This window comes from Streptomyces sp. 8N114 (genome assembly GCF_052245835.1).
In the GTDB taxonomy this organism is placed as follows: Bacteria; Actinomycetota; Actinomycetes; order Streptomycetales; family Streptomycetaceae; genus Streptomyces.
This window is the reverse complement of record NZ_JBQQBT010000003.1, coordinates 60,895-84,537: the sequence shown is the minus strand read 5'-3', so window position 1 is coordinate 84,537 and position 23,643 is coordinate 60,895. Positions and strand designations below refer to the sequence as shown.

General features: G+C 68.4%; 27 protein-coding genes and 2 pseudogenes. 18 read left to right on the top strand and 11 right to left on the bottom strand.

Features of this window, described 5'->3' with window-relative positions:
* Positions 1-2: 2 nt before the first annotated feature.
* The gene (locus tag ACTWQF_RS08520) at positions 3-935 is read right to left on the bottom strand and encodes an alpha/beta hydrolase (protein WP_443278569.1); all 933 of its coding nucleotides are present in this window, start codon (positions 933-935) and stop codon (positions 3-5) included.
* Between the two features lie 297 nt (positions 936-1,232).
* Here ACTWQF_RS08520 and ACTWQF_RS08515 point away from each other — a divergent pair, with 297 nt between their 5' ends.
* On the top strand, positions 1,233-1,943 hold the full coding sequence (locus tag ACTWQF_RS08515; protein ID WP_443278568.1) for a GNAT family N-acetyltransferase: 711 nt from the start codon (positions 1,233-1,235) through the stop codon (positions 1,941-1,943).
* A gap of 79 nt (positions 1,944-2,022) precedes the next feature.
* A pseudogene (locus ACTWQF_RS08510) lies at positions 2,023-2,178 on the top strand (MFS transporter); the annotation flags it as partial.
* 146 nt (positions 2,179-2,324) lie between these two features.
* Here the strand turns inward: ACTWQF_RS08510 and ACTWQF_RS08505 are convergent.
* Positions 2,325-2,936 (bottom strand): dihydrofolate reductase family protein, encoded by a 612-nt coding sequence (locus ACTWQF_RS08505; protein ID WP_443278567.1) that lies wholly within the window; start codon positions 2,934-2,936, stop codon positions 2,325-2,327.
* Positions 2,937-3,679: 743 nt separating this feature from the next.
* A complete protein-coding gene (locus ACTWQF_RS08500) occupies positions 3,680-4,426 on the bottom strand; it encodes a dienelactone hydrolase family protein (RefSeq protein ID WP_443278946.1) in 747 nt (248 codons plus the stop codon).
* 112 nt (positions 4,427-4,538) lie between these two features.
* Between ACTWQF_RS08500 and ACTWQF_RS08495 the strand changes: the two genes are divergently transcribed.
* Entirely contained in the window at positions 4,539-5,021 is a 483-nt protein-coding gene (locus ACTWQF_RS08495) for a MarR family winged helix-turn-helix transcriptional regulator (protein ID WP_443278566.1), read from the top strand.
* An 80-nt stretch (positions 5,022-5,101) separates the two neighbouring features.
* Here ACTWQF_RS08495 and ACTWQF_RS08490 read toward each other — a convergent pair whose 3' ends face one another.
* Entirely contained in the window at positions 5,102-6,073 is a 972-nt protein-coding gene (locus tag ACTWQF_RS08490; protein WP_443278565.1) for an EamA family transporter, read from the bottom strand.
* An 82-nt stretch (positions 6,074-6,155) separates the two neighbouring features.
* Between ACTWQF_RS08490 and pdxR the strand changes: the two genes are divergently transcribed.
* Positions 6,156-7,796 carry a MocR-like pyridoxine biosynthesis transcription factor PdxR gene (pdxR, locus tag ACTWQF_RS08485; protein ID WP_443278564.1) on the top strand — a complete coding sequence of 547 codons (1,641 nt, stop codon included), beginning with the start codon at positions 6,156-6,158 and terminating at the stop codon, positions 7,794-7,796.
* A 135-nt stretch (positions 7,797-7,931) separates the two neighbouring features.
* On the opposite strand, the gene ACTWQF_RS08480 is transcribed toward pdxR, so the two are convergent.
* A complete protein-coding gene (locus ACTWQF_RS08480) occupies positions 7,932-8,309 on the bottom strand; it encodes a nuclear transport factor 2 family protein (protein WP_443278563.1) in 378 nt (125 codons plus the stop codon).
* Positions 8,310-8,555: 246 nt separating this feature from the next.
* Between ACTWQF_RS08480 and ACTWQF_RS08475 the strand changes: the two genes are divergently transcribed.
* From ACTWQF_RS08475 to ACTWQF_RS08455, 5 genes are all read left to right on the top strand, one after another.
* Positions 8,556-9,002, top strand: coding sequence for a TIGR03618 family F420-dependent PPOX class oxidoreductase (locus ACTWQF_RS08475; RefSeq protein ID WP_443278562.1), 447 nt, complete (start codon positions 8,556-8,558; stop codon positions 9,000-9,002).
* A gap of 236 nt (positions 9,003-9,238) precedes the next feature.
* On the top strand, positions 9,239-9,826 hold the full coding sequence (locus ACTWQF_RS08470; protein WP_443278561.1) for a DinB family protein: 588 nt from the start codon (positions 9,239-9,241) through the stop codon (positions 9,824-9,826).
* The gene (locus ACTWQF_RS08465; RefSeq protein WP_443248395.1) at positions 9,823-10,284 is read left to right on the top strand and encodes a VOC family protein; all 462 of its coding nucleotides are present in this window, start codon (positions 9,823-9,825) and stop codon (positions 10,282-10,284) included. The genes ACTWQF_RS08470 and ACTWQF_RS08465 overlap by 4 nt, the downstream gene beginning before the upstream one ends.
* A 437-nt stretch (positions 10,285-10,721) precedes the next feature.
* A complete protein-coding gene (locus ACTWQF_RS08460) occupies positions 10,722-11,510 on the top strand; it encodes a GDSL-type esterase/lipase family protein (protein ID WP_443278560.1) in 789 nt (262 codons plus the stop codon).
* 391 nt (positions 11,511-11,901) lie between these two features.
* Positions 11,902-12,375 (top strand): hypothetical protein, encoded by a 474-nt coding sequence (locus ACTWQF_RS08455; RefSeq protein WP_443278559.1) that lies wholly within the window; start codon positions 11,902-11,904, stop codon positions 12,373-12,375.
* Positions 12,376-12,660: 285 nt separating this feature from the next.
* Here ACTWQF_RS08455 and ACTWQF_RS08450 read toward each other — a convergent pair whose 3' ends face one another.
* Positions 12,661-13,548 carry a sigma-70 family RNA polymerase sigma factor gene (locus tag ACTWQF_RS08450; protein WP_443278558.1) on the bottom strand — a complete coding sequence of 296 codons (888 nt, stop codon included), beginning with the start codon at positions 13,546-13,548 and terminating at the stop codon, positions 12,661-12,663.
* 113 nt (positions 13,549-13,661) lie between these two features.
* Here ACTWQF_RS08450 and ACTWQF_RS08445 point away from each other — a divergent pair, with 113 nt between their 5' ends.
* The 4 genes from ACTWQF_RS08445 to ACTWQF_RS08430 all read left to right on the top strand — a co-directional run bounded on the left by ACTWQF_RS08445 (position 13,662) and on the right by ACTWQF_RS08430 (position 16,780).
* Entirely contained in the window at positions 13,662-14,123 is a 462-nt protein-coding gene (locus tag ACTWQF_RS08445; protein WP_443278557.1) for a carboxymuconolactone decarboxylase family protein, read from the top strand.
* A 74-nt stretch (positions 14,124-14,197) separates the two neighbouring features.
* Complete coding sequence (locus ACTWQF_RS08440) at positions 14,198-15,568, top strand: MFS transporter (protein WP_443278556.1); 1,371 nt, start codon at positions 14,198-14,200, stop codon at positions 15,566-15,568.
* Between the two features lie 71 nt (positions 15,569-15,639).
* On the top strand, positions 15,640-16,152 hold the full coding sequence (locus ACTWQF_RS08435) for a carboxymuconolactone decarboxylase family protein (RefSeq protein ID WP_443278555.1): 513 nt from the start codon (positions 15,640-15,642) through the stop codon (positions 16,150-16,152).
* Positions 16,153-16,540: 388 nt separating this feature from the next.
* The gene (locus ACTWQF_RS08430) at positions 16,541-16,780 is read left to right on the top strand and encodes a hypothetical protein (RefSeq protein ID WP_443278554.1); all 240 of its coding nucleotides are present in this window, start codon (positions 16,541-16,543) and stop codon (positions 16,778-16,780) included.
* Between the two features lie 444 nt (positions 16,781-17,224).
* On the opposite strand, the gene ACTWQF_RS08425 is transcribed toward ACTWQF_RS08430, so the two are convergent.
* Positions 17,225-18,298: a DUF2867 domain-containing protein gene (locus ACTWQF_RS08425; protein ID WP_443278553.1), complete on the bottom strand. Its 1,074-nt coding sequence runs from the start codon at positions 18,296-18,298 to the stop codon at positions 17,225-17,227.
* Between the two features lie 19 nt (positions 18,299-18,317).
* Complete coding sequence (locus ACTWQF_RS08420) at positions 18,318-18,482, bottom strand: hypothetical protein (RefSeq protein ID WP_443278552.1); 165 nt, start codon at positions 18,480-18,482, stop codon at positions 18,318-18,320.
* A 321-nt stretch (positions 18,483-18,803) separates the two neighbouring features.
* Between ACTWQF_RS08420 and ACTWQF_RS08415 the strand changes: the two genes are divergently transcribed.
* The 3 genes from ACTWQF_RS08415 to ACTWQF_RS08405 all read left to right on the top strand — a co-directional run bounded on the left by ACTWQF_RS08415 (position 18,804) and on the right by ACTWQF_RS08405 (position 21,005).
* Positions 18,804-19,352: a suppressor of fused domain protein gene (locus tag ACTWQF_RS08415; RefSeq protein ID WP_443278551.1), complete on the top strand. Its 549-nt coding sequence runs from the start codon at positions 18,804-18,806 to the stop codon at positions 19,350-19,352.
* Between the two features lie 54 nt (positions 19,353-19,406).
* Complete coding sequence (locus ACTWQF_RS08410) at positions 19,407-19,982, top strand: DUF6368 family protein (RefSeq protein WP_443278550.1); 576 nt, start codon at positions 19,407-19,409, stop codon at positions 19,980-19,982.
* A 711-nt stretch (positions 19,983-20,693) separates the two neighbouring features.
* A complete protein-coding gene (locus tag ACTWQF_RS08405; protein WP_443278549.1) occupies positions 20,694-21,005 on the top strand; it encodes a cupin domain-containing protein in 312 nt (103 codons plus the stop codon).
* A gap of 46 nt (positions 21,006-21,051) precedes the next feature.
* On the opposite strand, the gene ACTWQF_RS08400 is transcribed toward ACTWQF_RS08405, so the two are convergent.
* Positions 21,052-21,582: a hypothetical protein gene (locus ACTWQF_RS08400; protein WP_443278548.1), complete on the bottom strand. Its 531-nt coding sequence runs from the start codon at positions 21,580-21,582 to the stop codon at positions 21,052-21,054.
* A 169-nt stretch (positions 21,583-21,751) separates the two neighbouring features.
* On the opposite strand from ACTWQF_RS08400, the pseudogene ACTWQF_RS08395 reads away from it, so the two are divergent.
* Positions 21,752-21,829 (top strand): annotated as a pseudogene (locus ACTWQF_RS08395) (IS5/IS1182 family transposase); the annotation flags it as partial.
* A gap of 124 nt (positions 21,830-21,953) precedes the next feature.
* Positions 21,954-22,118 (top strand): TY-Chap domain-containing protein, encoded by a 165-nt coding sequence (locus tag ACTWQF_RS08390; RefSeq protein ID WP_443278547.1) that lies wholly within the window; start codon positions 21,954-21,956, stop codon positions 22,116-22,118.
* Between the two features lie 56 nt (positions 22,119-22,174).
* On the opposite strand, the gene ACTWQF_RS08385 is transcribed toward ACTWQF_RS08390, so the two are convergent.
* Together ACTWQF_RS08385 and ACTWQF_RS08380 are read right to left on the bottom strand one after the other, a co-directional pair.
* Positions 22,175-22,993 (bottom strand): alpha/beta hydrolase family protein, encoded by an 819-nt coding sequence (locus ACTWQF_RS08385; RefSeq protein WP_443278546.1) that lies wholly within the window; start codon positions 22,991-22,993, stop codon positions 22,175-22,177.
* A gap of 227 nt (positions 22,994-23,220) precedes the next feature.
* Complete coding sequence (locus ACTWQF_RS08380; RefSeq protein WP_443278545.1) at positions 23,221-23,634, bottom strand: hypothetical protein; 414 nt, start codon at positions 23,632-23,634, stop codon at positions 23,221-23,223.
* Between the last annotated feature and the right edge of the window lie 9 nt (positions 23,635-23,643).

Here is a 23,643-nt window from a genome sequence, read left to right as displayed (position 1 = left end):
CGTCACGCTGTGGCCAGGAAGTCCCGCTCACGCCGCAGTTCCCGCTCGGTGATGGTCAAGGGGAACAGGGTGAAGCCGTGCATGGCGCCGGCGACGACACCGAGTTGCACAGGCGCAGCTGCCGCCTGCCATCGTGCGGCCAGGAACAGCGAGTCGTCCCGTAGAGGGTCCTCCGTGCCGACGACGATCCGGGCGGGCGGCAGGCCGGCGAGGTCGGCGAACAGTGGTGAGACCTCAGGATCGCGGCGCTGTTCCGCCCCCATCGCCGGTGTGAACAGCTCATAGGTCCGCCGAAGTGTGTCGGTGTTGCTCAGCAGCCGCTTTGATCCAAACAGTCGCTGGCTTGGTGTCATCGACAGGTCGTACGGGCCAAAGAGCAGGTGGGCGGCGCGGAACGCGCCGGTGATGCCGTGCCGGTCGCGAAGGCGAAGCAAGGTCACGACGCTCAGGTGGGCACCGGCCGATTCACCGCCGATCAGCAGCCGTTCGGTGCCGAACTCGGCTGCGGCATGGTCCATCAGCCATCGGGCGGCCGCTTCGCAGTCCTCGGGTCCGGCGGGGAACGGGTGTTCCGGTGCGAGGCGGTACTCCACGCTGACCACGGCCAGTCGTGCCTGCTCGGCAAGCTGCCACAGCTTCTCATCCTGCCCGTCCGCGGAGCCGAACGCCCAGCCGCCTCCGTGTATGTGCAGGTACACGCCGTCAACATGGTCGGGCACGAATGCCCGGACTTTCACCCCGCCCGTAATGACGCGGTCTTGGCCCTGCGGCAGTCTCACCGGTGGCGTGTCGCCACCGAGCCGGTTACGCCGCAGGGTGGCCAGCAGGGTTGCGTCCGGCATCCCTTCGCGAGCCGGGCGGCTCGCAGCAGCGGCGGCAAATCGCTCGTTGAACTTCAAGGTCTCGGCGAGGCAGTCCTCATCTGTGATCGTCACGCTGTCGACAGTTGCAGTCGCCCGCGACAACGCCCTGTCACCTTTCCCTGGTGAGCTGCGTCACAGACCTGTCGCTTCTGGCGTGTGCGGGTGCTCCGGTCATGAACCGCTGGTTGCCCGCCAGCAGCGTCCCGAAGGCGTCATCGGGAGTCGTCGGCGTCGTCGGGAGTCGTCGGCGGTCGGGAGTCGTCGGCGGTCGGGAGTCGTCGGCGGTCGGGAGTCGTCGGTGCGAGCGCGTCGGTCACGGGCGCAGCCTACGATCCGCCTCGAGACGCAAGACACGCAGAAGGGCGCCCCATGAAGGTCAACCGCGACGACACGGCACTCGACGACCCGGTCGGCGAGTCGCTCCGCGGCCACCACGCGCACCTGGCCCATCGCCTCGGCGGTGCGGCCACCTACCTGCCGGACGTCACGACCTTCTCCACAGTCTCCGCCGATGCGGGCCCGGCAGCCTGGGCTGATCTGGCCGCCCTGCTCGGCCGCGGTGAACTCGCCGACATGTTCAGCTGCCCGGCGACTCCGCCGGGCGACTGGGAACCGGTCTTCTCTCTCGACGGCCTCCAGCTGATCCTTCCCCTGGACGGCGATCCCGGTCACACGGCGGTCGAGCGCACGCCGGCCGCAGTCGTCGAACTGGGGGCCGACGATGTTCCGGAGATGCTCGACCTCGTCGCACGAACGAGCCCGGGACCGTTCTGGCCCCGCACGCACGAACTCGGCACCTACCTGGGCATCCGCGAGAACGACAAGCTCGTTGCCATGGCGGGCGAACGGCTCCACCCGCCCGGTTGGACCGAGATCAGCGCGGTCTGCACTGCCCCTGAGTCGCGCGGGCACGGCCACGCCGCCCGCCTGGTGCGCACACTGATCGAGCGCATCGAGTCGCGCAACGAGCGCGCGTTCCTGCACGTGGCTGCGGCGCACACCGCCGCCATCGCCCTCTACGAACGGCTCGGCTTCGTGGTCCGCACGCCGGTGACCTTCCGCGGGTTCCGGACACCATGACCAACCTTCACCCCTGAGGTCGGGCACAGTTCTTGCTCTGCGCGCCGCGTCCGCTCCACAGACGCCCGTCTCTCCGCTCCCGGCCGCCCGTGTCTCCACCGTCCTGGTCGCCACCACCCTCGGCGGTGTCGTCGGCCCCAACCTCGCGGCTCCCACCGGCAGCCTCGCCGACTCTCTCGGCACCCCCCTCTTGGCCGGGCCGTTCCTGCTCGCCGGCGCCGCCTACGCCCTGGCGCCGGGAGATCCACCGGGGGAGGTCCACGGCGGGCCCGGCTCGATCTCGGGCCGGGCCCCGACTGGCGTCCGAACTTGGTGGAGGCCAGTCGGCGAGAGGGAGTTCGACCGGCGATCGCTTCTGCTGCCGGCCCGGCACCAGGAGACCTACGCGTCGGCCCCGTAGGTCCCGTACTCCGGAAGCCCCGTCGATTCGAGGGTGTGCACCGAGAGGCCGCCCGGTGTCGTCTGTTGGCTGACGAGACGCAGGCCGGCCGGTGCGCCGCCGTCCGGGAACAGGCGTCGGCCCTGGCCCACCACGACCGGGGCGATCACGAGCCGCAAGGCGTCGATCAGGCCGGCAGCCAGCAGAGACTGCGCCAACTGGGCGCTGCCGTGGATCTGCAGTTCCCGGCCGGGCTGCCGCTTCAGTTCGGCGACCTGGGCGGGGATGTCACCGGACAGGATCGTGGTCGGGTGCCACTCGGCCTCGGTCAGGCTGTTGGAGGCTACGTACTTCGGCAGGCTGTTCATGATGCGGGCGTTGGGGTGATCGGTCATCTGCGGCCAGTCCCGCGCGAAGTTCTGGTAGGTACGGCGGCCGAACAGCAACGCGTCCGCCTCACCGAGCCAGGTACTGGCGAGCCGACCGAACTCCTCGTCCAAATGCGGCACGAACCAGCCACCCCGCGTGAACCCGTCGCTGGGATCCTCATCCGGGGACCCCGGCCCCTGGGCGACACCGTCGAGCGTCAGGAACTCCTGCACAACCAGCTTCATCACACACAACTCTCTCTTCGATCTCGATGGCCGATCCAGTCACCTCAGGGGAAGGCTCCACCGGCCCTGTTTCTTGGACACCGTGGCGCGCAGAAACTCATCGGTCCGAACGCTACCGACCGTGGCGGCCCACGTAGGCCCACGAGGCTCCGTCGACAAACTTGCAGTTCAGATGACCGGCGAGGAGCGCCTGGCCACGCATCGCGGCCAATGGGCCACCTATGGGCGTGCGGTCAGCAGTTCGCTCAACAGTTCGCCCGGTGAACGGTGTGCCGCGGTGGTCGACGTCCCCGCCGGGCGCCAGGGTGGCCAGGTACGCGACGCGGTCGGCATCGCCCGGATGAACCGGGCAAGCAGAGCCTGTCGGAACGCGGAAGCCACGACAGCCGACAGGGTCGGTCGCAGCGGCCGCGCCGTGACCGCGCATCGAGGAAACAAGCTGGCTGCCCTACGCCCCTCCCCCGCCCGGGCAAGGCCAGGGCGGGGATCCACAGAGCGAGAGCCAGAGCCGCTACTGCTCGATGAACCGCAGAGGTCGCGTCCCACGACGTGGTGCGGGGGGCAAACGCCACGCGTTCTGGACGTACGGGGCCCATGGCGATCTGCGTGGCGACGGCAGCCCGCGAAGCGTCCCGCTGAGGCGGGTTGAACCCGATCCGGCGGAGTCACCGTCCCGACCTGGAGAGTGCGAGCTGAGGGCTTCCGGAGCCGTGTGCTTCGGGTTTGGTTTTCGAGCCGGAGCGTCAGCTGTTGGCCAGGGTGCGGCCGAGGAGGGGGAGCAGGCGGTCCCAGTGGCGCTGCAGTGCGGCGGGGTCGAAGGCGTCGGTGTCGGCCATGGTGAAGCCGTGGACTGTGCCGGGGTAGATCTCGGAGGTGTAGTCGACACCTGCGGCATCCAGGGCCTGGTTGAGCTCGCCGAGGGCCTCGGGCGTCATGTCGGTTTCGGCGTGGCCGAGGTGGACCTGGGCGGTGAGCTTGGAGAGGAGGCGGCGCAGGCTGTCGGGCCCGTCGGCGCCCACGGGACCGTGGAATCCGGCGACTGCGGCCACCTGGCCGGGGTGGGCCGCGGCGGTGCGCATCGCCAGGAGGCCGCCGATGCAGTAGCCGGTCACCGCGACCGGTCCGGCGCCGACCTCGGGCTGGGTGGTGAGGAACCTGAGGTAGGCGTCGGCGTCGCTCAGGATGCGTTCGGCGGTGTGCGCCTCGATCAAGGGCATCAGCTGGGCGATGACCGCGGGCCGGGCCTCTTCTCCGATGTGCTCGGGAAGTTCGATCACCGGTGCCGGGCCGTGCCGGTAGAAGAAGTTGGGGACGAGCACGTAGTACCCGTGCCCGGCCAGTTCGCGGGCCATCTCCCGCAGCACGGGCCGGATGCCGAAGGCGTCCGCGTACATCAGCACCCCTGGGTGCTGCTCGCCGTGGTCGGGGAAGGCGGCGAAGGCGTCGGCCTGGCCGTCCGCGGTGGGAATCTGCAACATCTTGGTGGGAATAGCGGGTCTTCCTTCCTTGAAGTTCACCGAATTATCGTTTATTGCACTAACGTTTTCGGCACGAGCGAACGTACATCGTTAGTTGCACTAACGCAACGGGTAGGTGGGCGCCATGAGCAGAGCCGATGCCGCGGACATGCCCGACGACGGCGCGCCCAAGACGCCCGACAGGCTGCGTCGACGGGCGAGCCGACTGTTGTCGCAGCTGACCATGCGGTCGGACCGACTGATCAACGAAGGGCTGGCCCAGGTCGATGCCCGCAAGTGGCACTACGCCGTGCTCGCCTCACTGCAGGAATACGGGCCGGGCAGCCAGGCGGAGCTGAGCAGGCGCTCCGGCATCTACCGCAGCGACATGGTCGCCGTGCTCAACGAACTGGCCGAGCGTGACCTCGTCGAGCGGGCGCCGGATCCCGGCGACCGGCGCCGCAACGTCATCACGATCTCCGCCCAAGGCCGCCGCCACCTGCGCCGCCTCGACAAGGTCCTGGACGACCTCCACGACGACCTGCTCGCGCCGCTGAGTCCGGCCGAACGCGACCAGTTCGTGCAGTTGCTCACCCGCTTGCTGGACCACCACACCCGGTCCTCCTGACCCCCTACAGCCAGGTCACTTTGCGGGAGGGCGCACGAAGGAGGAGCCCCCCGGCCACGGGGACGGGGACGCAGCGGAGCTCAGGAGAACTCGCGGGATGTCGCACACCTGGAGCGCACCGAGGTGGGCTGGGGATCCGCCGGGGCGGTGTGATCCATATCCGTGACTTCCCCGGCGGGAACGTCACGTGGCCGCAGGCCGCCGACCAGGCCGACGATCACCACGGCGATACCCAGCCATACCGACGGCCCTGGCGCGCCTGTGCCCGAGACGGCGCCGACGGCCGCCGCCGCCAGCGGCGCGATGCCGGTGAGCAGCCCGGCTCGCCCGGCCCCGACGGCTCGTACTGTCGAGTACCACAATACGAAGGCAACCGCTGTCACCATCAGCGCCAGGTGGCCGACAGCCGCCCACTGAGGCCCGGACAACTCCCGGACGGCGGAAGGTCCTTCCAGCGTCGTGCCGAGGACGGCCAGTAGCACGCCGCCCAGCCACGTCGCGTGCACGGACACCCCCCATGGGCTGTGCCGTTGCAGTACCGGCACCGCGAGCAGCGTGAACCCGGCCTCGCAGCCCAGGGCCAGCGCCGCCCAGGCCACCCCGGCGGCATCGGTGCGGCCCGTTCCCTCCACCAGCACTGCGCCTGCCATGACGACGGGCGCCGCCAACAGGACCTGTCGGCTCGGCCTCCGCCGCTCCAGCAGCGGGCCCACCACCCCGAGAACCACCGGTACGCACGCCACCGCTACGGCGACCACTGCGGGCTCCGCATGCGCGACGCCCCGGACCACGGCCACGTTGAACAGCACCAGGCCGGTGACCGCGAGCCCGGCCAGCCATAGCCACTCCCGTCCGCGCGGCCACACCAGGCGAGCACCGGCGAGCCGGGCGATGACCACGAGAACGGCGGCCGCGGCCGTGTAGCGGACGGCCTGGGTGGTGAACAGCGGGGCGTCAACGAGTGTGTGCGAGACGGTGACGCTGCTGCCGACCAGCGCCATCCCGACCATGCCCGGGATGAGCTGGGCGAATGAAGCGGAAGGTGTGTCCATACCGTCCAACCTGCCCTCACAATGGACGTCATGGACAGGTCCACGGTGCCATCTTCCGAGGGGTCCAAAAATGCGCGTTCGGATGGCTGATCCGGCTCCCGGATCGGTGGGTCACGGGCGGCCTACGGGCGCGCGGCAGCCACCCGGCGGGCTGCGGGATTCGGCGCCGGCGGCGTCGGCGGCAGGAGCGGACGCTTCGGCGGACAGCACGCCGATCTCCGGCGCGGCTGTCGGCTCGGACTTCCTCCAGTTGGACATCGGCCAGGCGCCGCCCGGCGGGCGCACCGCCTGGCTCGCCGACCGGCTGCGCTCGGCCATTGCCGATGGCCGACTGCCCGTCGGAGCACGACTGCCTGCCAGCCGAGTGCTCGCCGAAGAGCTACGCGTCACCCGGGGTGTGGTCACCGAGGCTTACCGGCGGCTCGCCGAGTCCGGTCAGATCGCCGGTCGCGGCCGACTCGGCACGGTGGTCGTGGCGGCTCCCGCCGCGCCCCGCGATCGCGCCCACGGCCCGGCGGACCCCGGGCCCGCGCTGTTCGGCTCGGCCGACCGCGAGGGCGTCGTCGACGCTCTGCGCGCCCTGCCCTGCCGTATCGATCTCTCCCCCGGCGTCCCCGATCTCGCCGCCTTCCCCCGCACCAGCTGGCTGCGCGCCGAACGCGCCGTCCTCACGGGAGTCGGTCCGGCCGACTTCGGCTACGGCGACCCCCAGGGTGCTCCCGCCCTCCGCCGGGCCGTAGTCGGCTGGCTGGCCCGCAACCGCGGCATCCGCGCCGACCCGGACGAGGTGATCGTGGTCGCAGGTGTGGCACAGGCACTCGGTCTGCTCATGCAGCTCCTGCGGGCAGACGGAATCCGCCGCATCGCCGTCGAAGACCCCGGATCGCTCGGAGCACGCCAGCAGCTGGAGTACGGGGGCCACACGATCGTCCCCATCCCCGTGGACGCGGGCGGCCTCGACGTCGGCGCGCTGCGCGCCAGTGGCGCCCGTGCGGTGCTGTTGACCCCGGCCCACCAGTTCCCCGCCGGCGTCGTCCTGGACGGGGAACGCCGCCGCGAGCTGCTGAGCTGGGCAGCCGACGGTGGGGTGGTGATCGAGGACGACTACGACGCCGAGCACCGCTACGACCGGCCGCCGGTGCCGGCACTGCGCTCGCTGATACCCGAAGGCGTTTGCTATGCGGGCAGCGTGTCGAAACTGCTCGCGCCCGCGCTGCGGGTCGGCTGGCTCCTCGTACCGCCGGGCCGACTGGACGCCGCTGTGACCGCCAAGCGGTATGCCGACCTTGGGAACGGCATCCTCACCCAGCTGGTCCTCGCCCGGCTGATGGACTCGGGCGAGCTGGAACGGCATCTGCGCCATGTCCGGCTGCGCCACCGTCGGCGCCGGGACGTGATGCTGCGGGCCATTGAGACGCACCTCCCCGGCGCCCGCGTCCACGGGGCCGCCGCCGGCCTCCACCTGATGGTCACCTTCGGCGACCCGCGTAGTGGCGTCGGCGACAGTGGCTTCCGGGACTGGGGCTTCCGTGACAGCGGCTTCTGCGACACCGATCTCGCCGCCGCCGCTCTCGCACAGGGCGTCAAGGTGCACCCGCTGTCCTGGCACCGCATCAGCCCCGGCCCTCCGGGACTGGTACTCGGCTATGCGGCGGGCTCCGCCCACGAGATCGATGAGGGCATCGCCCTCATCGGCGCCGCCCTGCGCGGCCTTCTTTCATGAGACCGGCGCCGAGGTCGAGCGCGTCGTATGCCGATCGTCGCAGCCTGCCGGTTACGCCCGCCCCCTGTGGAACAGCGAGCGGCACAGAAGGTGGCCCGCTCACTGCGAATACAGCGGACCAGGAGTTGAGCGGCCTCAGATGCGCTGGACGTATGGAGCCCGCCACGCAGGAGAGGGGTCCGCGCCGAGCTGGGTCCAGTATTCGCGGCCGCTGGTGATCAGCCCGTCGTCAACGGTCCAGAAGGACGCCACCCGGTGGACGCCCATCGTGTCGTGAGGGACCTCGACCTCAGAGACGACGTCATTATCGGACGACACGAGGGAGAGGACGTTGATCGACCATCCCTCCGGATACTCCGCGTTGATGCGCACGTAGTTCTCCCGGCCGAGGATGCGTTCACCGCTGACCGGCCACTCCACGACCACATCGTCTGCCAGCAGTTCGCCGACGCCCGCCCAGTCCCGATCCTGCATCCGATCCCAGAGCATCCGGACAGTCTTCGAAGGTTCCATGCCCACATCCTGCACCGCACCACTGACAGTGGCTCCGCTGTCCCGCACAGGCACGGCCACTGGGACTTGGGCTCCGAGGAGACAGCCCGCCCGCGGTGGTCGGCCTGCCCTGGCGCCTTCTTCGTCCGTGCGCGGGTGCTGGCGGCGCCCGGTCGCGCTCGGTCAGCACGGGGAACGTGGAAGCACCGGCTTTCCCCGTTGAAACCCACCACTCCCCCGAATGATCTTGGTTGGTAGCCTCCCGGGATGACTGCGACCTTCGACGAAGCCGTCCGCGCCCGGCTCCAAGCCCCCAACATCTGGTATGTCGGCACCGTATTCGCCGACGGAGCACCGCAGGTCAGTCCGATGTGGGTGGACCTGGAGGGGGAAAACCAGCTGACGTTCAACACCTCGGTGGGCCGGGTGAAGGAGGAGAACCTGCGCCGCGACCCCCGCGTCTATCTCTCCCACGCGGACGCGGCCGACCCCTTCGACCGAGTGCAGATCAGTGGCGAGGTGGCCCGCTTCATCGAGGGGGAGGAGGCGCACGACCGGATGGACCGGCTGGCCCAAAAGTACCTGGGCAGCGAGCGGTTCGAGTGGATCATGCCGGGAGAGCAGCGGGTCGCGGTGATCGTGCGCCCGGTCAAGGTACGGCACATCGTCGGGGTCGAGCGGTTCCGCCCCGGCGGCCCCGTCCCCGCTTCCTGACCGACCCACCCGCTCACCGCCCCCACCCACCATGGCCCGGCAAGTGGGGCTGACTGACCGGAAGTCCCGGACTGCCTGTGCCCGCCAGGGTGCCGGGCAGCTCCGCTCGGTCTCGCCACCCACTCACCGCATGCGCATGCTGGTTCGAATTTGATGGCGGACAGGCACCCGGGCCGTACGTACGCGGGACGGGGTTGCGGACGGAATCTGACCGCGAGCGGTGTCAGCGTGGCTCCATGAACGCGGACACACTCCCCTGGAACCGGACGCTGCGCGAGCAGTGGGAGTTCCACTGGAATCATCAGCTCCGAGCCAGGCTCGACGGCCTCACCGACGACGAGTACTTCTGGTCGCCGGTGCCCGACACCTGGAGCGTGCGGCCGCGCGACAGCTCGACGGCGCCCGTGCAGTTGGGCGCCGGGAACTTCACGCTGGACTTCGCTTTCCCCGGGCCGGTTCCCGCAGTCTTCACCACGATCGCATGGCGACTCGGTCACGTCATCGTCGGCGTACTCGCCGCGCGCAACGCGGCACACTTCGGCGCACCGGCGGCATCGTACGAGACCTGGGAGTACGCCGGCAGCGCGGCCACCGCACTCGACCAACTTGAGGCCCAGCTGGACGTCTGGCTGGCCGGAGTGGCCGGCCTCGGCGACGCCGGGCTCCGGGTCCCGGTCGGCCCGAAGGAGCCTTTCCCCGAGGTGTCCATGGCCGATCTGGTGCTGCACATCCACCGCGAGCTGATCCACCACCTGTCCGAGGTATGCCTGATTCGCGACCTCTACCTGCACACGCAACCCGCTACGAACGGAGCAACCCGATGAGCCGCCACCTCCAAATCACCTTCGACGCCCACGACCCGCGGGCGCTGTCGTCCTTCTGGCGCGACGTACTGGGCTACGTCCACCCCGGCCCGCCCGGAGTCGACCTGCCCAAGGACGCCGACCCACTGGCCGCTTGGGACGACTTCCTTGCGCGGATCGGCGTACCGGAGGAGCAGCGCAACACGAAATCGGCCATCGAGGACCCGGACGGGCACGGCCCGCGGCTGTTCTTCCAGCAGGTGCCGGAGGACAAGGTCGCCAAGAACCGCGTCCACCTCGACGTCCGTGCGGCTCCCGGACTGCAGGGAGAGGAGCGGATGGCGGCGCTGGAGGCCGAGTGCGACCGGCTCGTCGCGCTGGGAGCCACGCGAGTACGCCGCGACGAGCCCGCTCCCCCGCTGAGCGCCGGCTTCATCGTGATGACCGACCCCGAGGGCAACGAGTTCTGCCTGGACTGACGCTGCTCGGCTGTTGTCGTCGGCTGTCTCGGCCGGTCTCCCGGCCGAGACAGCCGACGACGGGCTTTCACCACCAGCCAGGCAGGCGACCGGGCTCATCGCCAAGATGTGACCGTGCAGATCTGCACGCCCGGCCGCCGGCCAAGCGTGCAACGCGGCCGCCCTGGTGTCCCGGACACGTCCGCGAAGTAGGGATGACCAGGCAGGACACTGAACCGCTGTCCGGGACACAGCTCCGCCATGGCCGGGGTCGACCACCTCGTGCAGGCTGTGGCTCCTCGGATCAGCGTGCCGCCCCAGATCCAGCTCATAGGTCGTACGGGGCACACGCCGAGCCTCATCACGACCACGCGGACACGGAAGGACAATCAACGGTGCAGCAGAGACAACGCGTTGTCAGAAGCTTAGGAACAATGCTGTTGGCAGGCGGCATGGCCATGGCCGCCCCCGGAACCTCCACGGCCGACAGCACGGCCCCGCCCCTGAAGTACGTGGCGCTGGGGGATTCCGTCGCGGCCGGTATCGGCGCGGGAGCCCCGGCCGCGAGATCGCACAACTGCTGGATCAACGAGAACGCCGGCATCCGGGTCCCCAACTCGTCTCGGGCCTACCCGAAGCGCATCGCCACAGCACTGGGCGCGAAGCTTGATTTCCAGGCTTACTGCGGCGCCACCGTCGCCCAGGTACGCACGAAGCAGGCGAAGGCCCTGACGAAGAAGACCAGGCTGGTGACCGTGCAGGTGGGAGCCAACGACTTCGGGTTCGCCGATGTGCTGATCAAGTGCGCCATCGGGGACGACGAGCCCTGCAACAACGACCTCAGATGGATCCAGAAGCAGTACGCCGAAACGCTTCCCGGACGTCTCGACCGCCTGTACGACAAGATCAAGGCAAAGACGTCGAAGACAAAGACCAAGGTCGTCGTGGTCGGCTATCCCAAACTGGTCAACCCCCAGAACCGGCACTGCCTCGCCGACGGCCTGGGAGCCAGCAGCCTGCCCGTGATGAACTCCGCCGCGCACACCCTCAACGACGTACTGCGCATCCAGGCAGCCAAGCACGGATTCGCCTTCGCAGAAGTCGAACGTCCCTTCCTCGGGCACGCCATCTGCGACGACCAAGAGTGGATCAACGGATTCAGCAACCCGCTGGTGCACTCCTACCACCCCAACGCGCAAGGACAAGCGGCCCTGGCCAATCTCGTCTGGCCGCACGTCAAGCCGTAGCTGCCGCCCACGCCTGCATCCAGTCCCGAACCAAGAGACGGCGCGGTGTGCCGGGACACGTGTCCCGGCACACACCTTGTTGAGAGGGTGGGGCCCACCGGCGAGTACGTGGCGCGTCGCGGAGTCTGGCGTGTCACCACTTGCTACGAGGAGCTGTGGCAAGGTCCCCCCCCGGCGGCCATCCACATACGGGCGATGAGGCCGGCATGACGCCCACTGCCGACAACCTGCCAACCCGGCTTGCCTTCAAGCCCCAGCCCCTTTGTCTATACGCCTGATCTGGCCTTACAGACAATCCTCACTGCCTCGAGAGTCGAGACCACACCGCTTACGAGCGGCACGTAAGCAAGGGCCCGGACAGGGCCTGAGTCACACTCACGAGGGGAAAGGCATGACCATCACAACGTCGCGGAAGACGCTGGGCCTGTTGGGCGCCTCCATCGCGATACTGTCCCTTCCGGTGCTCGCAGCCACGCCGGCGTCCGCCGCCTCCGGGTCGACGGAGGTGCTCGCCGACAGCTCCGCGAAGATCGACGACGAGCTGAACCTCATCGGCAGGTCGTCGTTCCGTCAGGACGGTGGCCTGTACGTGTCGAAGCACATCGCGAAGTCCGGCGGCGGGAAGTTCCGTGACTGCATGTACAGCCCCAAGCCGAATGGCGGGGACGAATATCTGGTGTACGAATGGGACAAGGGCAGCAACAAGGATGAGCGCGTGAGCCACGGGAAACTCACGGAGAAGAACAACTGCGGGGGGACCAACAACGCGAGCCAGTACGTCGACGGCAGCGACAAGAAAGCCGAGTTCTACGCAGTCACGGCAGACGGCCGCGCGAAGAACATGAACATCGCCTTCTACGACTGACCCCCAACCCTGGGGACCGGGAGAGGGGGACGCCGGCCCCTCTCGAGGCCGACAGGAACGGAAGGCCCCTGGCCTGGGTGAGGCCGGGGGCCTTCGCGGGGGTCATGGGAGGGGATGAACGGCCGGCCGACTGTCAGGGCGGGTTGGGGATCCGGCTGTCGGACGGCGAGCGGGAACTCGGTCCGGGGTGCTGTGGTTGGTCTGTCTCCAGTGGGTGCGGCGGCTGACAGCCGGTGAGCCAGAGCAGCGGCGATCGCCGCCCCGGAGCAGCCCAGCTACCGGGGGTCACCGGTCGAAAAGGGTGACGTCGAGCCGGGCGAGGCGTTCCGGGTCCGACACGATGTCGATCACAGCGATCCTGTCGTGGAGGAAGGTGAAGGCCAGAGCCCTTTCCGGGCGGCCGTCGGTGAGCACCACGGTGCCTGGGGTGCCGTCGAGCAGGGCGGGGTGTGCGATCCGGGCCATGTGGGCGAAGCTCGCCGCGCCGGCGGCCACCGCAGCCGCGCCCGTGGTCACCCCAGCGGCGGAGCGCGCCACCACATCCGGGTCGAGGACGGCGACCAACGCGTCGAAGTCGCCGTTTCGCGCGGCCGACAGGAAGGCGTCGACGATCTCCCGCTGCCGGTCGACGCGGATATCGTCGGCGGGAGCGCCCTGCACCCGGCGCCGGGCGCGGCTGGCGAGCTGCCGGGCAGCCGTGGGGGTGCGGCCCACAATGGTCGCGATCTCCTCGTACGACACCGCGAACAGGTCGTGCAGGACGAAAGCGAGCCGCTCTGCGGGAGTCAGGGTGTCCAGGACGATGAGCAGAGCGAGGCCGACGGAGTCGGCCAGGAGCGCATCTTCTTCCGGGTCACCGCCGGCCGCGGGCGCCAGGGTTCGCACATCCAGTGGCTCCTCGGCACGTGCTTTGCGGGTGCGGAGCATGTCGAGACAGACGCGGCCCACCACCGTGGTCAGCCAGCCGACGAGGTTCTCCACACCGGACACATCGGAGCGGCTGAGCCGGAACCACGCCTCCTGAACGGCGTCATCGGCCTCGGCGAGTGAGCCGAGCATGCGATAGGCCACAGCCCGCAGATGACCGCGGTGGCTCTCGAACTGCTCGGCGAGGAATTCGTACTCCCCCTCGTCCCCGGCCCTCGGGCCTGCCGGGAATGCGTTCTCGCTCATCCGTCACAACTCCTCGTTCGGGTCCGTCAGGTGGATGACGGACCACAGGCCGTCGATGTGACACGAGACCGGTGACACCTGTGGCACCGATGACACTCATGAGGAGATACGCGATGCCTTCGCGCATACCCCGTATGAAGAATCCCGCGGCGCTGGTACCCGACGCCTTCCCGGCTTTGGGGGCGCTGAGCGCGGCGGTGCAGGCAGCGCTGCCCGCGACGCTGCTCAACCTTGTCTATCTGCGGTCCGGCCAGATCAACGGCTCCAGTTGGAGCACCAGCAAGCACGCGGCCGATCTGCGCGCGGCCGGCGAGAGCGACGAGCGGCTCTTCGCCGTGGCCGCTTGGCGGGATGCCCCGTATTTCACGGATGCCGAACGCGCCGCCCTCGCCCTGGCTGAAGCGGCCACGCGGCTGGCCGACCGGCAGGAGCCGGTGCCGGACCACATCTGGGACGAGGCCGGAGCTCATTTCACCGAGCCCGAGCTGGCGGCGCTGCTCATGGGGCTGGGCCTGTCCAACTTGTGGCACCGGCTCCTGACGCCCACCCGGCAGACTGCGGGGGCCGTGGGATGACACTCACCACGAACAGAACCGCAGGGGCCCATGCCCCGGCCCGTTCCCCGGGAGTGGTCCTGGCCTTTGTGTGCGTGGCTCAGTTCATGGTCTTCCTTGACGTGTCGATCGTGAACCTCGCACTGCCGTCCATCCAGGACGGGCTGGGCATGTCGGACGTCAGCCTCGAGTACATCGTTACGGCGTATTCGACCGTCCTGGGCGGCTTCCTGATGCTCGGCGGACGCCTCGCCGACACCTTCGGCCGCCGCCGGCTGCTGCAGGCGGGCCTGACGCTCTTCGCTCTCGCCTCTCTCGCCTCGGGTCTCGCGGTCAACGGCCCGATGCTCATCGCGGCCCGCGGCCTCCAGGGCCTGGGCTCATCGATGATCGCCCCGGCGGCACTGTCGATCCTGACCCACACCTACGCCGAGGGACCACAGCGCAACAAGGCGCTTGGCGTATGGGGGTCGCTCTCGGGGATCGCGTCGATCATCGGCGTCATCCTGGGCGGAGTCTTCGCCGACGGCCCCGGCTGGGAATGGATCTTCTGGATCAACGTGCCGATCGGGCTGGGTGCGGCCCTGCTGGCTCCACGGGTCGTGCCGGAGAGCCGCATACAGACGACAGGCCGCCGTTTCGATACCCCGGGAACGGTGACGTTGACAGCCGGGCTGCTTTTGCTGATCTTCACGCTCGGTGAAGCCACGACGGTCGGCTGGGGCACCGCACGCACCCTCGGCAGCCTGGCGGGTGTGGCCCTGCTGCTGAGCGCTTTCCTTCTGATCGAGGCACGGGCCCAGGACCCGATGATGCCCCTGCGCATCTTCCGGTTGCGCACGATGCGCACCGCCAATCTCTCCGCAGTTCTCGTCTTCGGCACCTTCGGCGCGATGTTCTACTTCTGCAGCATCTTCATGCAGCAGGTGTACGGCTACTCCCCGATGAAGGCCGGATTCGCCTACGTACCGCTGGCTGTGGCCGTGGCGGCAGGAGCAGGCATCGCCTCGGGGCTGATCACGAAGGTGGCGGCGAGACCCGTGCTGATCACCGGCCTGATGGTGGGGGTGGCGGGACTGCTGCTGCTGTGGCGGGCACCGGCCGACGGCGGCTACGCGCTCGATCTGCTGCCCGCTTTCCTGGCCCTCGGCCTGGGCTGCGGCATGGTGTTCGTCACCCTGCAGATTGCCGCGTTCACCGGCATCTCATCGGAGGAGGCAGGCGTAGGCGCCGGTCTGATCAACACCAGTCAGGAGGCCGGCGGCGCGCTGGGACTCGCAGTCGTGACCACCCTCGCCTACAACGGCTTCGAGGCCGAGCTGGCCGCGGCCGGCCGGGATCCGCTGGCCATCCGCGAAGTCCAGGCAGCGGCGAACCAGACCGCGTTCCTGGCTGCCGCATGCATCGCAGCAGCAGCGCTGCTGGTAGTGCTCATGATGCCGCGAGCAAAGAAGAGCAGAACTTAGGTCACAACTGCCCCGCCCCATACGTCATAGCTGTGCACCGACCTGATTCGACCCTGATGAGGAGTGACCACATGACCACTCAGGAACACACCCTGGCCCGCACCGCCCCGGAACACAACGGGACCGAGCCCCGGATGAAGAACCCGGCGCTGATTCTCACGGACGCGCTGACAGGCGTCCAGAACATCTTCAAGGCAATCGGCAAAGGCAGCCTGCCGCAGGAAATCCAGGAACTGGTCGGCCTGCGGGTCAGCCAGATCAACGGCTGCGCCGCCTGCCTGCACGGCCATCTGCGCGAAGCACAGAAAATCAACGAGACACCCGAGCGGCTCGCCACCGTCGCCGCCTGGAGGGAGGCACCGTTCTTCACCGACGCCGAACGAGCAGCCCTGGCACTCGCCGAATACGCGACACGGCTCGCCGACCACACCGGAGACGGAGTACCGGGCGAGGTGTGGGCCGAGGCTGCCGCCCACTTCGACCAGGAACAGCTCTCCGCCCTCATCCTCATGATCGCAATGACCAACTTCTTCAACCGGATCAACGTCACGATCCAAGAGCCGGCTGGCGTCACTTGGGGCTGAACCCTTTGACAGCCGGGGCTGTCACCTGAGGCTCAGGTACGCCCCGGCCTTTCCCCCTCGCCGCGGTGGTCGCAGGCTCGGCCACCGCGGCGTCGGGTGTTCCACCACGAACAAGACCGCGGTACGTGGCAAAACGGCGCCGCCGATCTGTCCGACTGGCGGCCGCCATGGCTGCTGCTGTGTACTCGTTCCTACGGTAATTGGCCATATCCGGACATCGTGTTGACGGTAACGGGGCTCGGGAAGGGCGTCTGCCGGAGTCGGTTACCGCCGGGGGGTTGGTCCGCTGCTACACAGGGCCTCGGCGAGGTCGAGGGCTGGCGCCGGCTCACTGGCTCTTCCAAGGTTCTTTAGAGTGTTCGTGTTCTCAACTTGATCGGAGCACGACATGCGCCACCTTGCCCTTTTTATCTCCGCCTCCGTTGCAGCCCTTGCCCTCGCAGGATGCGCACAGGACTTCGACCAAGGCCCCAAAGGGCGAGTCACTGAGAAGGTCAAGGACGGAAAGAAGTTCTATCTGGTGGTTGATCCGGCCAATGGAGGCGACCAGAAGAAGTTCCGGGTCAGCAAGTACGACTACCACGACTGCAACCGCGGGTCGAAGTACCCCAAGTGCATTGACGATTAGGTCACCCGAATCGCGCGCTCACGACGCTGCGTTCGCGTAGGCCACATAGGAGACGTAGGAGACGTAGGAGCAGACTCTGGCGACGACGGCCGGGGCTGTTGTCGAGCACGGGCGTGGTCAGGACACGCGCACTGTGCCGAGACGGGGAAGCTGCGGAAGGAGTTGGTGGCCGCACGTGTGGCCGGCAGCTGAGGCGAGGGGGCCCGGGAATTGGCCTGCCCAGGCCCCGCGCCGCTCACATTGCGGATCTACGGTTCACGGCAGCGACGTCGAAGACGGTGCGATTGGCTGCGGGCCCCAGCCGATCATCCCGGACCGCAAGCGGCCAAGGTGTTCCCTACAGTGGGCCAGCCGCCCTGATCCAGCAGCATCGCCCTGGCCGGGGGACGTAGGCACCCTGCGCCACGCCTCATCGCGCTCCCTGACGACGAGGCTTGGGCTTACTCACTGGGATGCTCGGATCTTTGCCGCTGCGTCGCGGAGCAGTCCGGGTGCCAGTCGGCGATGGACTGCGGACAGCGGGGGCCAAAGACCCTGGCCCAGACGCCGGTCGTAGCGCAGGAAGGTGCCCAGTGACACGCGTCCATCGGTTGCCTGGACGAGGAGGTTGCCGGTCAGGAACCAGGAGGCGGCCTCGAGCCGGATCCAGTCCCCGCCTCGTTCGGCGATCCGCCATCCGGCCACGGTGTCCGGCGATCGCCCGCGGCTGAGCCGGATTCCGAGGAGGCCGCGCCAGATCAGCCGTTCCGCGGCACTGGGGGTGTCGCCGAACATCGCCCGAGCCCACTGCTCCGGTGTGGCCCCGGCGTCAGTGGCAAGCGTGAAGCGGTCGACGTAGTCGATCTCCGGCAACGAGCTGAGAGCGCGGAAGGACTCCGGGACGTGCGTCCCCACGGCACCGGCAACGGCGACAGCTTCACTGCCGTCCGGGCCGGGGTGGCCCCGGTCCCGCCACGCGTGTTCCAGCGTGCGAATGAACGCCGGCACGGCGATCAAGCGCCGGAACGGCGCGATAGCGGCCATATACAGCCGTCCGGCCCTGCCGTTGGGCTTCACGAGGACCGCCATGCGCAGCTCGTGCCCGCCGTTCACGGCCGGCGCCCAGCCAAGGTGCATGATCGTGTGGACGGTCTTGTTCGCCATTTCGAGGGCGCACTCGTCGTCGAGCCCGTACACCGGGGTGAACGGCCCCAGCCCGGTGTCCGGGCCGGGCGGGGCCTGGCGGAGGTCGTTCGGCAGGCGCTCGCGGAGCGAGGAAACCCGCTTCCCGACTCCCGATTGGGGCTTGTCCCACCCCAGGAGCGCACCGAGCTTCCAGCGAACCGCAAGCAACAACCGCAGCAGCAAGGGGTCCTGCGAAGCGCTGTCGTGCGCCTGTAGTGCGGCGAGCATCGCGGGGAAGTCGTCCGGGCCGGCGCCGGGCGTGCGGACCGCCCACACGTCCTCGAGCAGGAAGTCTGCGGCGATCTCGTGGATCCGCCACGGGCGAGAGGTGTGTGCGGTGTTCGGCAGTTTCATGGTCGCGATCGCCTTCGCTCTACTTCGGCAGGAGGGTGTAGACGTGGCACGGCTCTTGTTCGCGCTCGTCGAAGCCGACGACCTCGCCCACACGGTGCGCGCGGCCGACGAACTCCTCGAAGTGTTCGGGCCGTGGGTAGTGGAAGGCAACGGAACGGATGGGCATTCCACTCACTCCGCTCATCTATACGGCAGCGTATAACACCCAAGCTACAGCTTGTATACGGAGGCGTACATTGCAGGAGGGGTGAGGTGGGACACATCGTGGGCGATATCGGCCTGGTCCCGGGCTGAGCCTCAACTTGGGCTTCAGCTTGGGCTGCAACCTCCGGCGCGGTGTCCTCGGTGCGCTGCCCTGTCGAACAATCCGGGCTACGACACACTCGCGGCGCGGGCCTCATGTGCGACGGTGCCGGCAGTTCGGGGCTATACGTTCCAAGGTCGCTATCTGTGGGCGGTGTCGCTACCGTGATCGTCTTTGGCACGGCGAGCAGAGGAAGCACCCATGACGGCGGACAACGACTACCTCGACCACCTCAGGCGGCATCTCGGCGAGGTTGTGGAGCGCGAAGAGGCCCAAGACCGTGGCTACGGTCTGCTGGAGTTCCGTAGGGAGACGCCGCCCCTGAGCACGGTGACCACCGACGGACTGCGCTCCCAGGGCCTTACCGCCCTGGCTCCGGTCGAACTGGCGTGCACCCTGTGGGAGGGTCAGCGCCACGTCGCTCGCCATCTTGTCGACTCCATGGCCCAGATACTCCTCCGGAACCCGAGCAGGCTCATCGAATACGGTTTCGTGGTTGAGAACGACGAGGCACTGTTGAAGGGGACGCAGATACATGCCGTGCTCGGCTGTCCGAGCCCGTTCTTCCGCGACGGCTTCGGCCTGCTGAAGGAAGAGTCAGGCAACATCAACGTCCAGACCATCACACTCCTGCCGATCACTGCCGGCGAGGCTGATCTCGTTCGAGACGAGGGAGAAGACGCTCTGTTCGCCGCGTTCTGGGAGAAGAAGCCCAATCTGCTGGACGTCACCCGAGAGACCGTCGCCTGAAGCGACAATACTGAGCTTGGACTTCAGCCTGACCATGACGCGATCGGAGGCGGTATGCCGGGACCGGCAGTTGGGCTGTGGCTCTTCGAGCCGCCGATGTGCGAGGACGTTCTGACAGTTGTGGCTCCGTGGCTGGCTCGCTTCTGCGATCCGGTCGAGACCACCGGCGGGGACCTTGTTTTCTGGGTACGAGACGGTACGGCTGTGGGGCTGCCGGGCTTCGACCTTGCGGGCGTGGGCGGTTTTTCCCTTTCGGAGGATGAAGAGATACCGGCGCAGGACGAGGACTACTCAGCCTTCGCACAGCCACCTGTGCGGGGACTGGTACTCGGCGCCGGCTGCTCGGGCCCGGTCAACCACCTGCTGCTGGGCCACCTGACGCTCGCTCTCGCCAAACGCCTCGGCGCGTTGATCGATTTCGACGGCTTGCTCGGCCGCGGCCTCTCGCATGACGCCGCAGGCGACGATGCATCTGCGAACCGATCCAGAGCACCAGTGGCCTCACTGCCAGGAAAACTCGTCAAGGTCGCCTACGACACCGACACCCCTGAGCGGGCATTTCGCCACGTCGGTGACGTGCAGTTCCTGGAAGCATGGCTGCAGCACCCGGACTTCCACCTGGTCAAATAGGCTCGTCATCCGCTCCGCCTCCCCTACAGCCTCCTGGCGCGAACAACGAACAACAGCAGTTTGAACGGCCGTCGGCTTGGTCGTTGTCCAGGGGTCGCCCGTGACGCCGCGTCGTCGCGAAGGACCGGCCGGCAAACCGGCCCGACGCTGCGTCTGCGGTGGGCCTCGGGCGCTGAGAAGACCTACGACGTGGAGGTTCCTTCCCGTCCTGCCACGACGACGCACGGCGCGGGTCCCGTGCCGACATGGTGACTTGGCACGGAAAGCTGATGCGCGTCACCGTGCGCGGGAAGACCTGTGAGGTGCGCCGAATGAGGGCTCGGCGCTGGTGCTGAGCCTGCTGTTGGCGTGGGCGACACCTGCCCTGTCCGACAGGTGCGGCGAAGGCCGACTGCGCCCGGTGCGGCATGAGCGCGCCGGTGCAAACCTTGATGCTGGAGAACGGGGGGCTCCAGCAGCCCCCGACTGTTCGCCCCTGTCAGACCCCCGCGAGCCACATCAGGATCGTTCCACAGCCACACCCCGGCACTTCATACAGCCCCTCCCTGCCTTTCAAACGGGGCGGAAAGGGCGGCTGGGAAGTTTTGCCGAACGGTCGACCACCGGTCCGCCACCGTGTCGTAACGTCACTGCATCCCTTGATCACGATCGCGGGCGTCTCCGGCGGCTCATTCAGCCCTCCGGCCAGGCGGCCCGCCAGGAGGCATGCCGATGAACGTCGTCGACATACAGTGCACGGCCGTAGAACTGCCCGACGCCTGGAGCTCGCTCCTGCTCGGGCAGGTCGGGCACACCGGGGTGAAGGTGCTGCGGATGGACGGACGCCCCATGGAACCGGAGTCCCATGACACAGCGGAAGCACTGTTGGTCGTGGACGGTGCACTGCAGCTGGTAGCCGGTGGCATCGAGGTCGAGGTGCGCGCGGGAGAGCTGTACGTCGTCGAGGCTGGAGTAGAGCATGCGGTGCGCCCTGGCAGCCAGGGCACGCTCGTCATCATCGAACACTTTGCATACGCGGCCTGAACGTGTCTGGCAAAGAGATCCTCGGCGGGCGGAGAACCGGGAGAAGTTATTCGTCGAACCAGACCGTCAGGCGGACGTTGTTGTCACCGTGGATGCCGGCGAGAGCACGCATGACAACCCATACCGGTTGCCATGGCCCGTCAGCAGGGACAGCGTCCCGACGCCGGTCGCGTTCGGCGCGGAAGACGGTGGTGCCGACGTCCCATTCGGTGCCCTCGTCCCACAGTTCGCCGACGCAGTCGGGATCGACGGTCAGGGTGTCGATACCACTGGCCCTTGCGAAGCCGCGGCTCCAGTCGTACCGGTGCTTCAGCTCCAGCGTGCCGTCCGGACGCCTCCGGTAACGGGCGATGCCGGTTGCTCGGGGAATCGCCGGCTCGTCCCAGTCGATGGCGCAGATTTCGTCCCAGCCGATCCAAGTGGCGCCGAACGCCGCCTCACCCCACAATGCGTGTTCGGTCCGGGTTGTCTCCGACGCGTCAGCCGGCAGGCCACGGTCGGCTGCGATCGGCCGCCAATGGCCGCTGAAGTCACGGACCCCGAAGAGGCAGGCGAAGGCGCAGTAGTCCCTCGTCATCCCGAGCATTGACAACCTGATGGCCGGATACCAGGCCCTCTCCCCGACGCTGAGACCTGGGCCCCAGGTGCGGCACTCCACGAATCCCCAAATATCCGTTCCCACAGGCTGATTGTGTCGCGACGTCACCGACCTCCGTACTTCGGATGGCCAGCGGTAGGCGAGTTGACGGGTCATCAACGACGTGCAGTGGCGGCTGCGAACCGAAGCTCCGAGGCGGGACCTGCCGAAGCGGTACGGCCCGTGGCACGCGCTCTCAGTCGCGCCCACCACCACCGTGCCATCGCCGTCCGGAGCTCTTCGGCTCTGGTCAGGATCTTCCTCGCCACCAACGAGCACTTGGACGCCGACTGGTGGGAAGGCCAAGGGCTATGAGCAGCCGCATGGACTGGGACACGTTCACCGATGCACTGGCCGAAGAACTGGCAGCGCTCCCTGGCGGCGCGCTGGCGGTGATATCGGAGCCAGGGACGCAGAAGCGGGGTCGCTACGTACAGGTCGCGCAGTCCAGCAGCGAACTGAAAGGGGGCCGTTGACGTGGCGGCCGGTCGGCACTTGGTCTCGTCGCGGCCAAGCAGGTCACCGGCGGTGCTCAGCCTGCATCCGCGAGGTGGCGTCGGAACCATGTGGTCAGGCCGGCGTCCACCTCGCGGGCCGGTGGTAGCTGCGGCGCGGGCTCGATGCCGGGCTCGTCGGCGAGCGGATGCGCCAGTCCAGGGATCGACAGCAGCTCGGAGCGTTCCCCCAACGCGTCCACGAGGTCGAACGCGTCGGTACGCAGCGCCGGGTGGTCCAGTTCGCCGCTGACGACCAGCAGTGGCGCGCGACCGGCGATAACGCCCGCCTTGGCGACGAAGTCCAGGCCGTCGACGACCTTCTCGGACCCGGCGTCATACCGGTAGTCGCCCGGGAACAGATCGACGACGGACCGCATCCGGATGGCTCCGTTCACAACGGCACCGGCGAAGACCGGAATGTCGGTGCCGGCAAGGATCCGCAGCGCCACAGCCCCACCCAGCGAGCCGCCGAGCACGCCGATCGGGCCGTCAGCGACCGGCAGCTGCGCCCGAATCGACTCCAGCGCGGCCGGGAACTCCTCGGTCGCCTGTCGAACGAACGGGAACAGAAAGGACATCAGAGGGTCCTTCTGGAACAGCTCCACGATCGCGTCCGTGCTGCCGTCGACCATGCGCGCCCCGCACATCGGCATGCCAAGGTGCACCCGCCACGCGGGAAGGTCGTTCATCGGCAACGCGGCAGCGAACGCGGCGTTCGACCTCGGCGCGTCCAGCATGTGCCAAGTGACGATCAGCGGCGCGGGGCCGTCACCGGCCGGCGCGGGGCCGTCGCCGGCCGGCGGCAACGCGGTGAACGGCACGCCGGCGGCTGTGCCCGTGATCGGTGAGTGCATGCGGCCACGGTAGGTCTGCGGCCGCATGCCGGGAACCGGTTATGCCACCAGCAAAATGTGTGCGGCAGTGACCGGCCTTGCCGAGAAGGGCCGCGCCCCGGTCGGCATGCAGCAGCAGTACACACGGGCACCGCAGGACGCATCGAGTACAGCCAGGCCGGTGTTTTCCGGCCCTGGCGACTAGCCGGGACCGGGCCCTCATCGACTGCCCGGAGTGAGCGACTCACTCACGGGCTGAGCGGGTGCCTGTCCGGGTACGAGCAGTTGATGTACCCGATGTCATTGCTGTAGTTCTTCGCGCACACCTTGAAGGTCACGTAGCCGCTCTGGTTCAGCCCCGTCACGGTGCACGTCTTTGTGCCGTTGTTCGCACCGTTCCGGTCCGCGCACTCGCCCTTCGTGCCGCGGTCGGACTCCCAGCGGATCACGACGCTGAGCCCGTCCTTCTTCGTGTCCTTGGCGCCGGCCAGGTCGGGGTAGTTCTGGCGGTTGGGCCAGTTCTCGAAGAAGCCGCTGCCCTCTCCGTTGGTCGTCGACCCCCAAGCGGCGACGGCGTTGGCCGGACCGGCCGTCAGGGCGAGAGCGGCAACAGCGCCGAGAGCGGTGCCTACGACGGTGCCCACACGTCTTGCACGTGTCATCTGTATTTC

Coding starts and splice junctions, on each gene's coding strand:
- ACTWQF_RS08480 (WP_443278563.1), bottom strand. CDS start 8,309: ATGGAACCTTCGAAGACTGTCCGGATGCTCTGGGATCGGATGCAGGAT.
- ACTWQF_RS08430 (WP_443278554.1), top strand. CDS start 16,541: ATGCGCCACCTTGCCCTTTTTATCTCCGCCTCCGTTGCAGCCCTTGCC.
- ACTWQF_RS08405 (WP_443278549.1), top strand. CDS start 20,694: ATGAACGTCGTCGACATACAGTGCACGGCCGTAGAACTGCCCGACGCC.
- ACTWQF_RS08455 (WP_443278559.1), top strand. CDS start 11,902: ATGACCATCACAACGTCGCGGAAGACGCTGGGCCTGTTGGGCGCCTCC.
- pdxR (WP_443278564.1), top strand. CDS start 6,156: ATGGCTGATCCGGCTCCCGGATCGGTGGGTCACGGGCGGCCTACGGGC.
- ACTWQF_RS08515 (WP_443278568.1), top strand. CDS start 1,233: ATGAAGGTCAACCGCGACGACACGGCACTCGACGACCCGGTCGGCGAG.
- ACTWQF_RS08410 (WP_443278550.1), top strand. CDS start 19,407: ATGCCGGGACCGGCAGTTGGGCTGTGGCTCTTCGAGCCGCCGATGTGC.
- ACTWQF_RS08380 (WP_443278545.1), bottom strand. CDS start 23,634: ATGACACGTGCAAGACGTGTGGGCACCGTCGTAGGCACCGCTCTCGGC.
- ACTWQF_RS08460 (WP_443278560.1), top strand. CDS start 10,722: ATGGCCGCCCCCGGAACCTCCACGGCCGACAGCACGGCCCCGCCCCTG.
- ACTWQF_RS08420 (WP_443278552.1), bottom strand. CDS start 18,482: ATGAGCGGAGTGAGTGGAATGCCCATCCGTTCCGTTGCCTTCCACTAC.
- ACTWQF_RS08495 (WP_443278566.1), top strand. CDS start 4,539: ATGAGCAGAGCCGATGCCGCGGACATGCCCGACGACGGCGCGCCCAAG.
- ACTWQF_RS08450 (WP_443278558.1), bottom strand. CDS start 13,548: ATGAGCGAGAACGCATTCCCGGCAGGCCCGAGGGCCGGGGACGAGGGG.
- ACTWQF_RS08475 (WP_443278562.1), top strand. CDS start 8,556: ATGACTGCGACCTTCGACGAAGCCGTCCGCGCCCGGCTCCAAGCCCCC.
- ACTWQF_RS08470 (WP_443278561.1), top strand. CDS start 9,239: ATGAACGCGGACACACTCCCCTGGAACCGGACGCTGCGCGAGCAGTGG.
- ACTWQF_RS08415 (WP_443278551.1), top strand. CDS start 18,804: ATGACGGCGGACAACGACTACCTCGACCACCTCAGGCGGCATCTCGGC.
- ACTWQF_RS08400 (WP_443278548.1), bottom strand. CDS start 21,582: ATGACGAGGGACTACTGCGCCTTCGCCTGCCTCTTCGGGGTCCGTGAC.
- ACTWQF_RS08465 (WP_443248395.1), top strand. CDS start 9,823: ATGAGCCGCCACCTCCAAATCACCTTCGACGCCCACGACCCGCGGGCG.
- ACTWQF_RS08490 (WP_443278565.1), bottom strand. CDS start 6,073: ATGGACACACCTTCCGCTTCATTCGCCCAGCTCATCCCGGGCATGGTC.
- ACTWQF_RS08445 (WP_443278557.1), top strand. CDS start 13,662: ATGCCTTCGCGCATACCCCGTATGAAGAATCCCGCGGCGCTGGTACCC.
- ACTWQF_RS08505 (WP_443278567.1), bottom strand. CDS start 2,936: ATGAAGCTGGTTGTGCAGGAGTTCCTGACGCTCGACGGTGTCGCCCAG.
- ACTWQF_RS08385 (WP_443278546.1), bottom strand. CDS start 22,993: ATGCACTCACCGATCACGGGCACAGCCGCCGGCGTGCCGTTCACCGCG.
- ACTWQF_RS08435 (WP_443278555.1), top strand. CDS start 15,640: ATGACCACTCAGGAACACACCCTGGCCCGCACCGCCCCGGAACACAAC.
- ACTWQF_RS08390 (WP_443278547.1), top strand. CDS start 21,954: ATGAGCAGCCGCATGGACTGGGACACGTTCACCGATGCACTGGCCGAA.
- ACTWQF_RS08425 (WP_443278553.1), bottom strand. CDS start 18,298: ATGAAACTGCCGAACACCGCACACACCTCTCGCCCGTGGCGGATCCAC.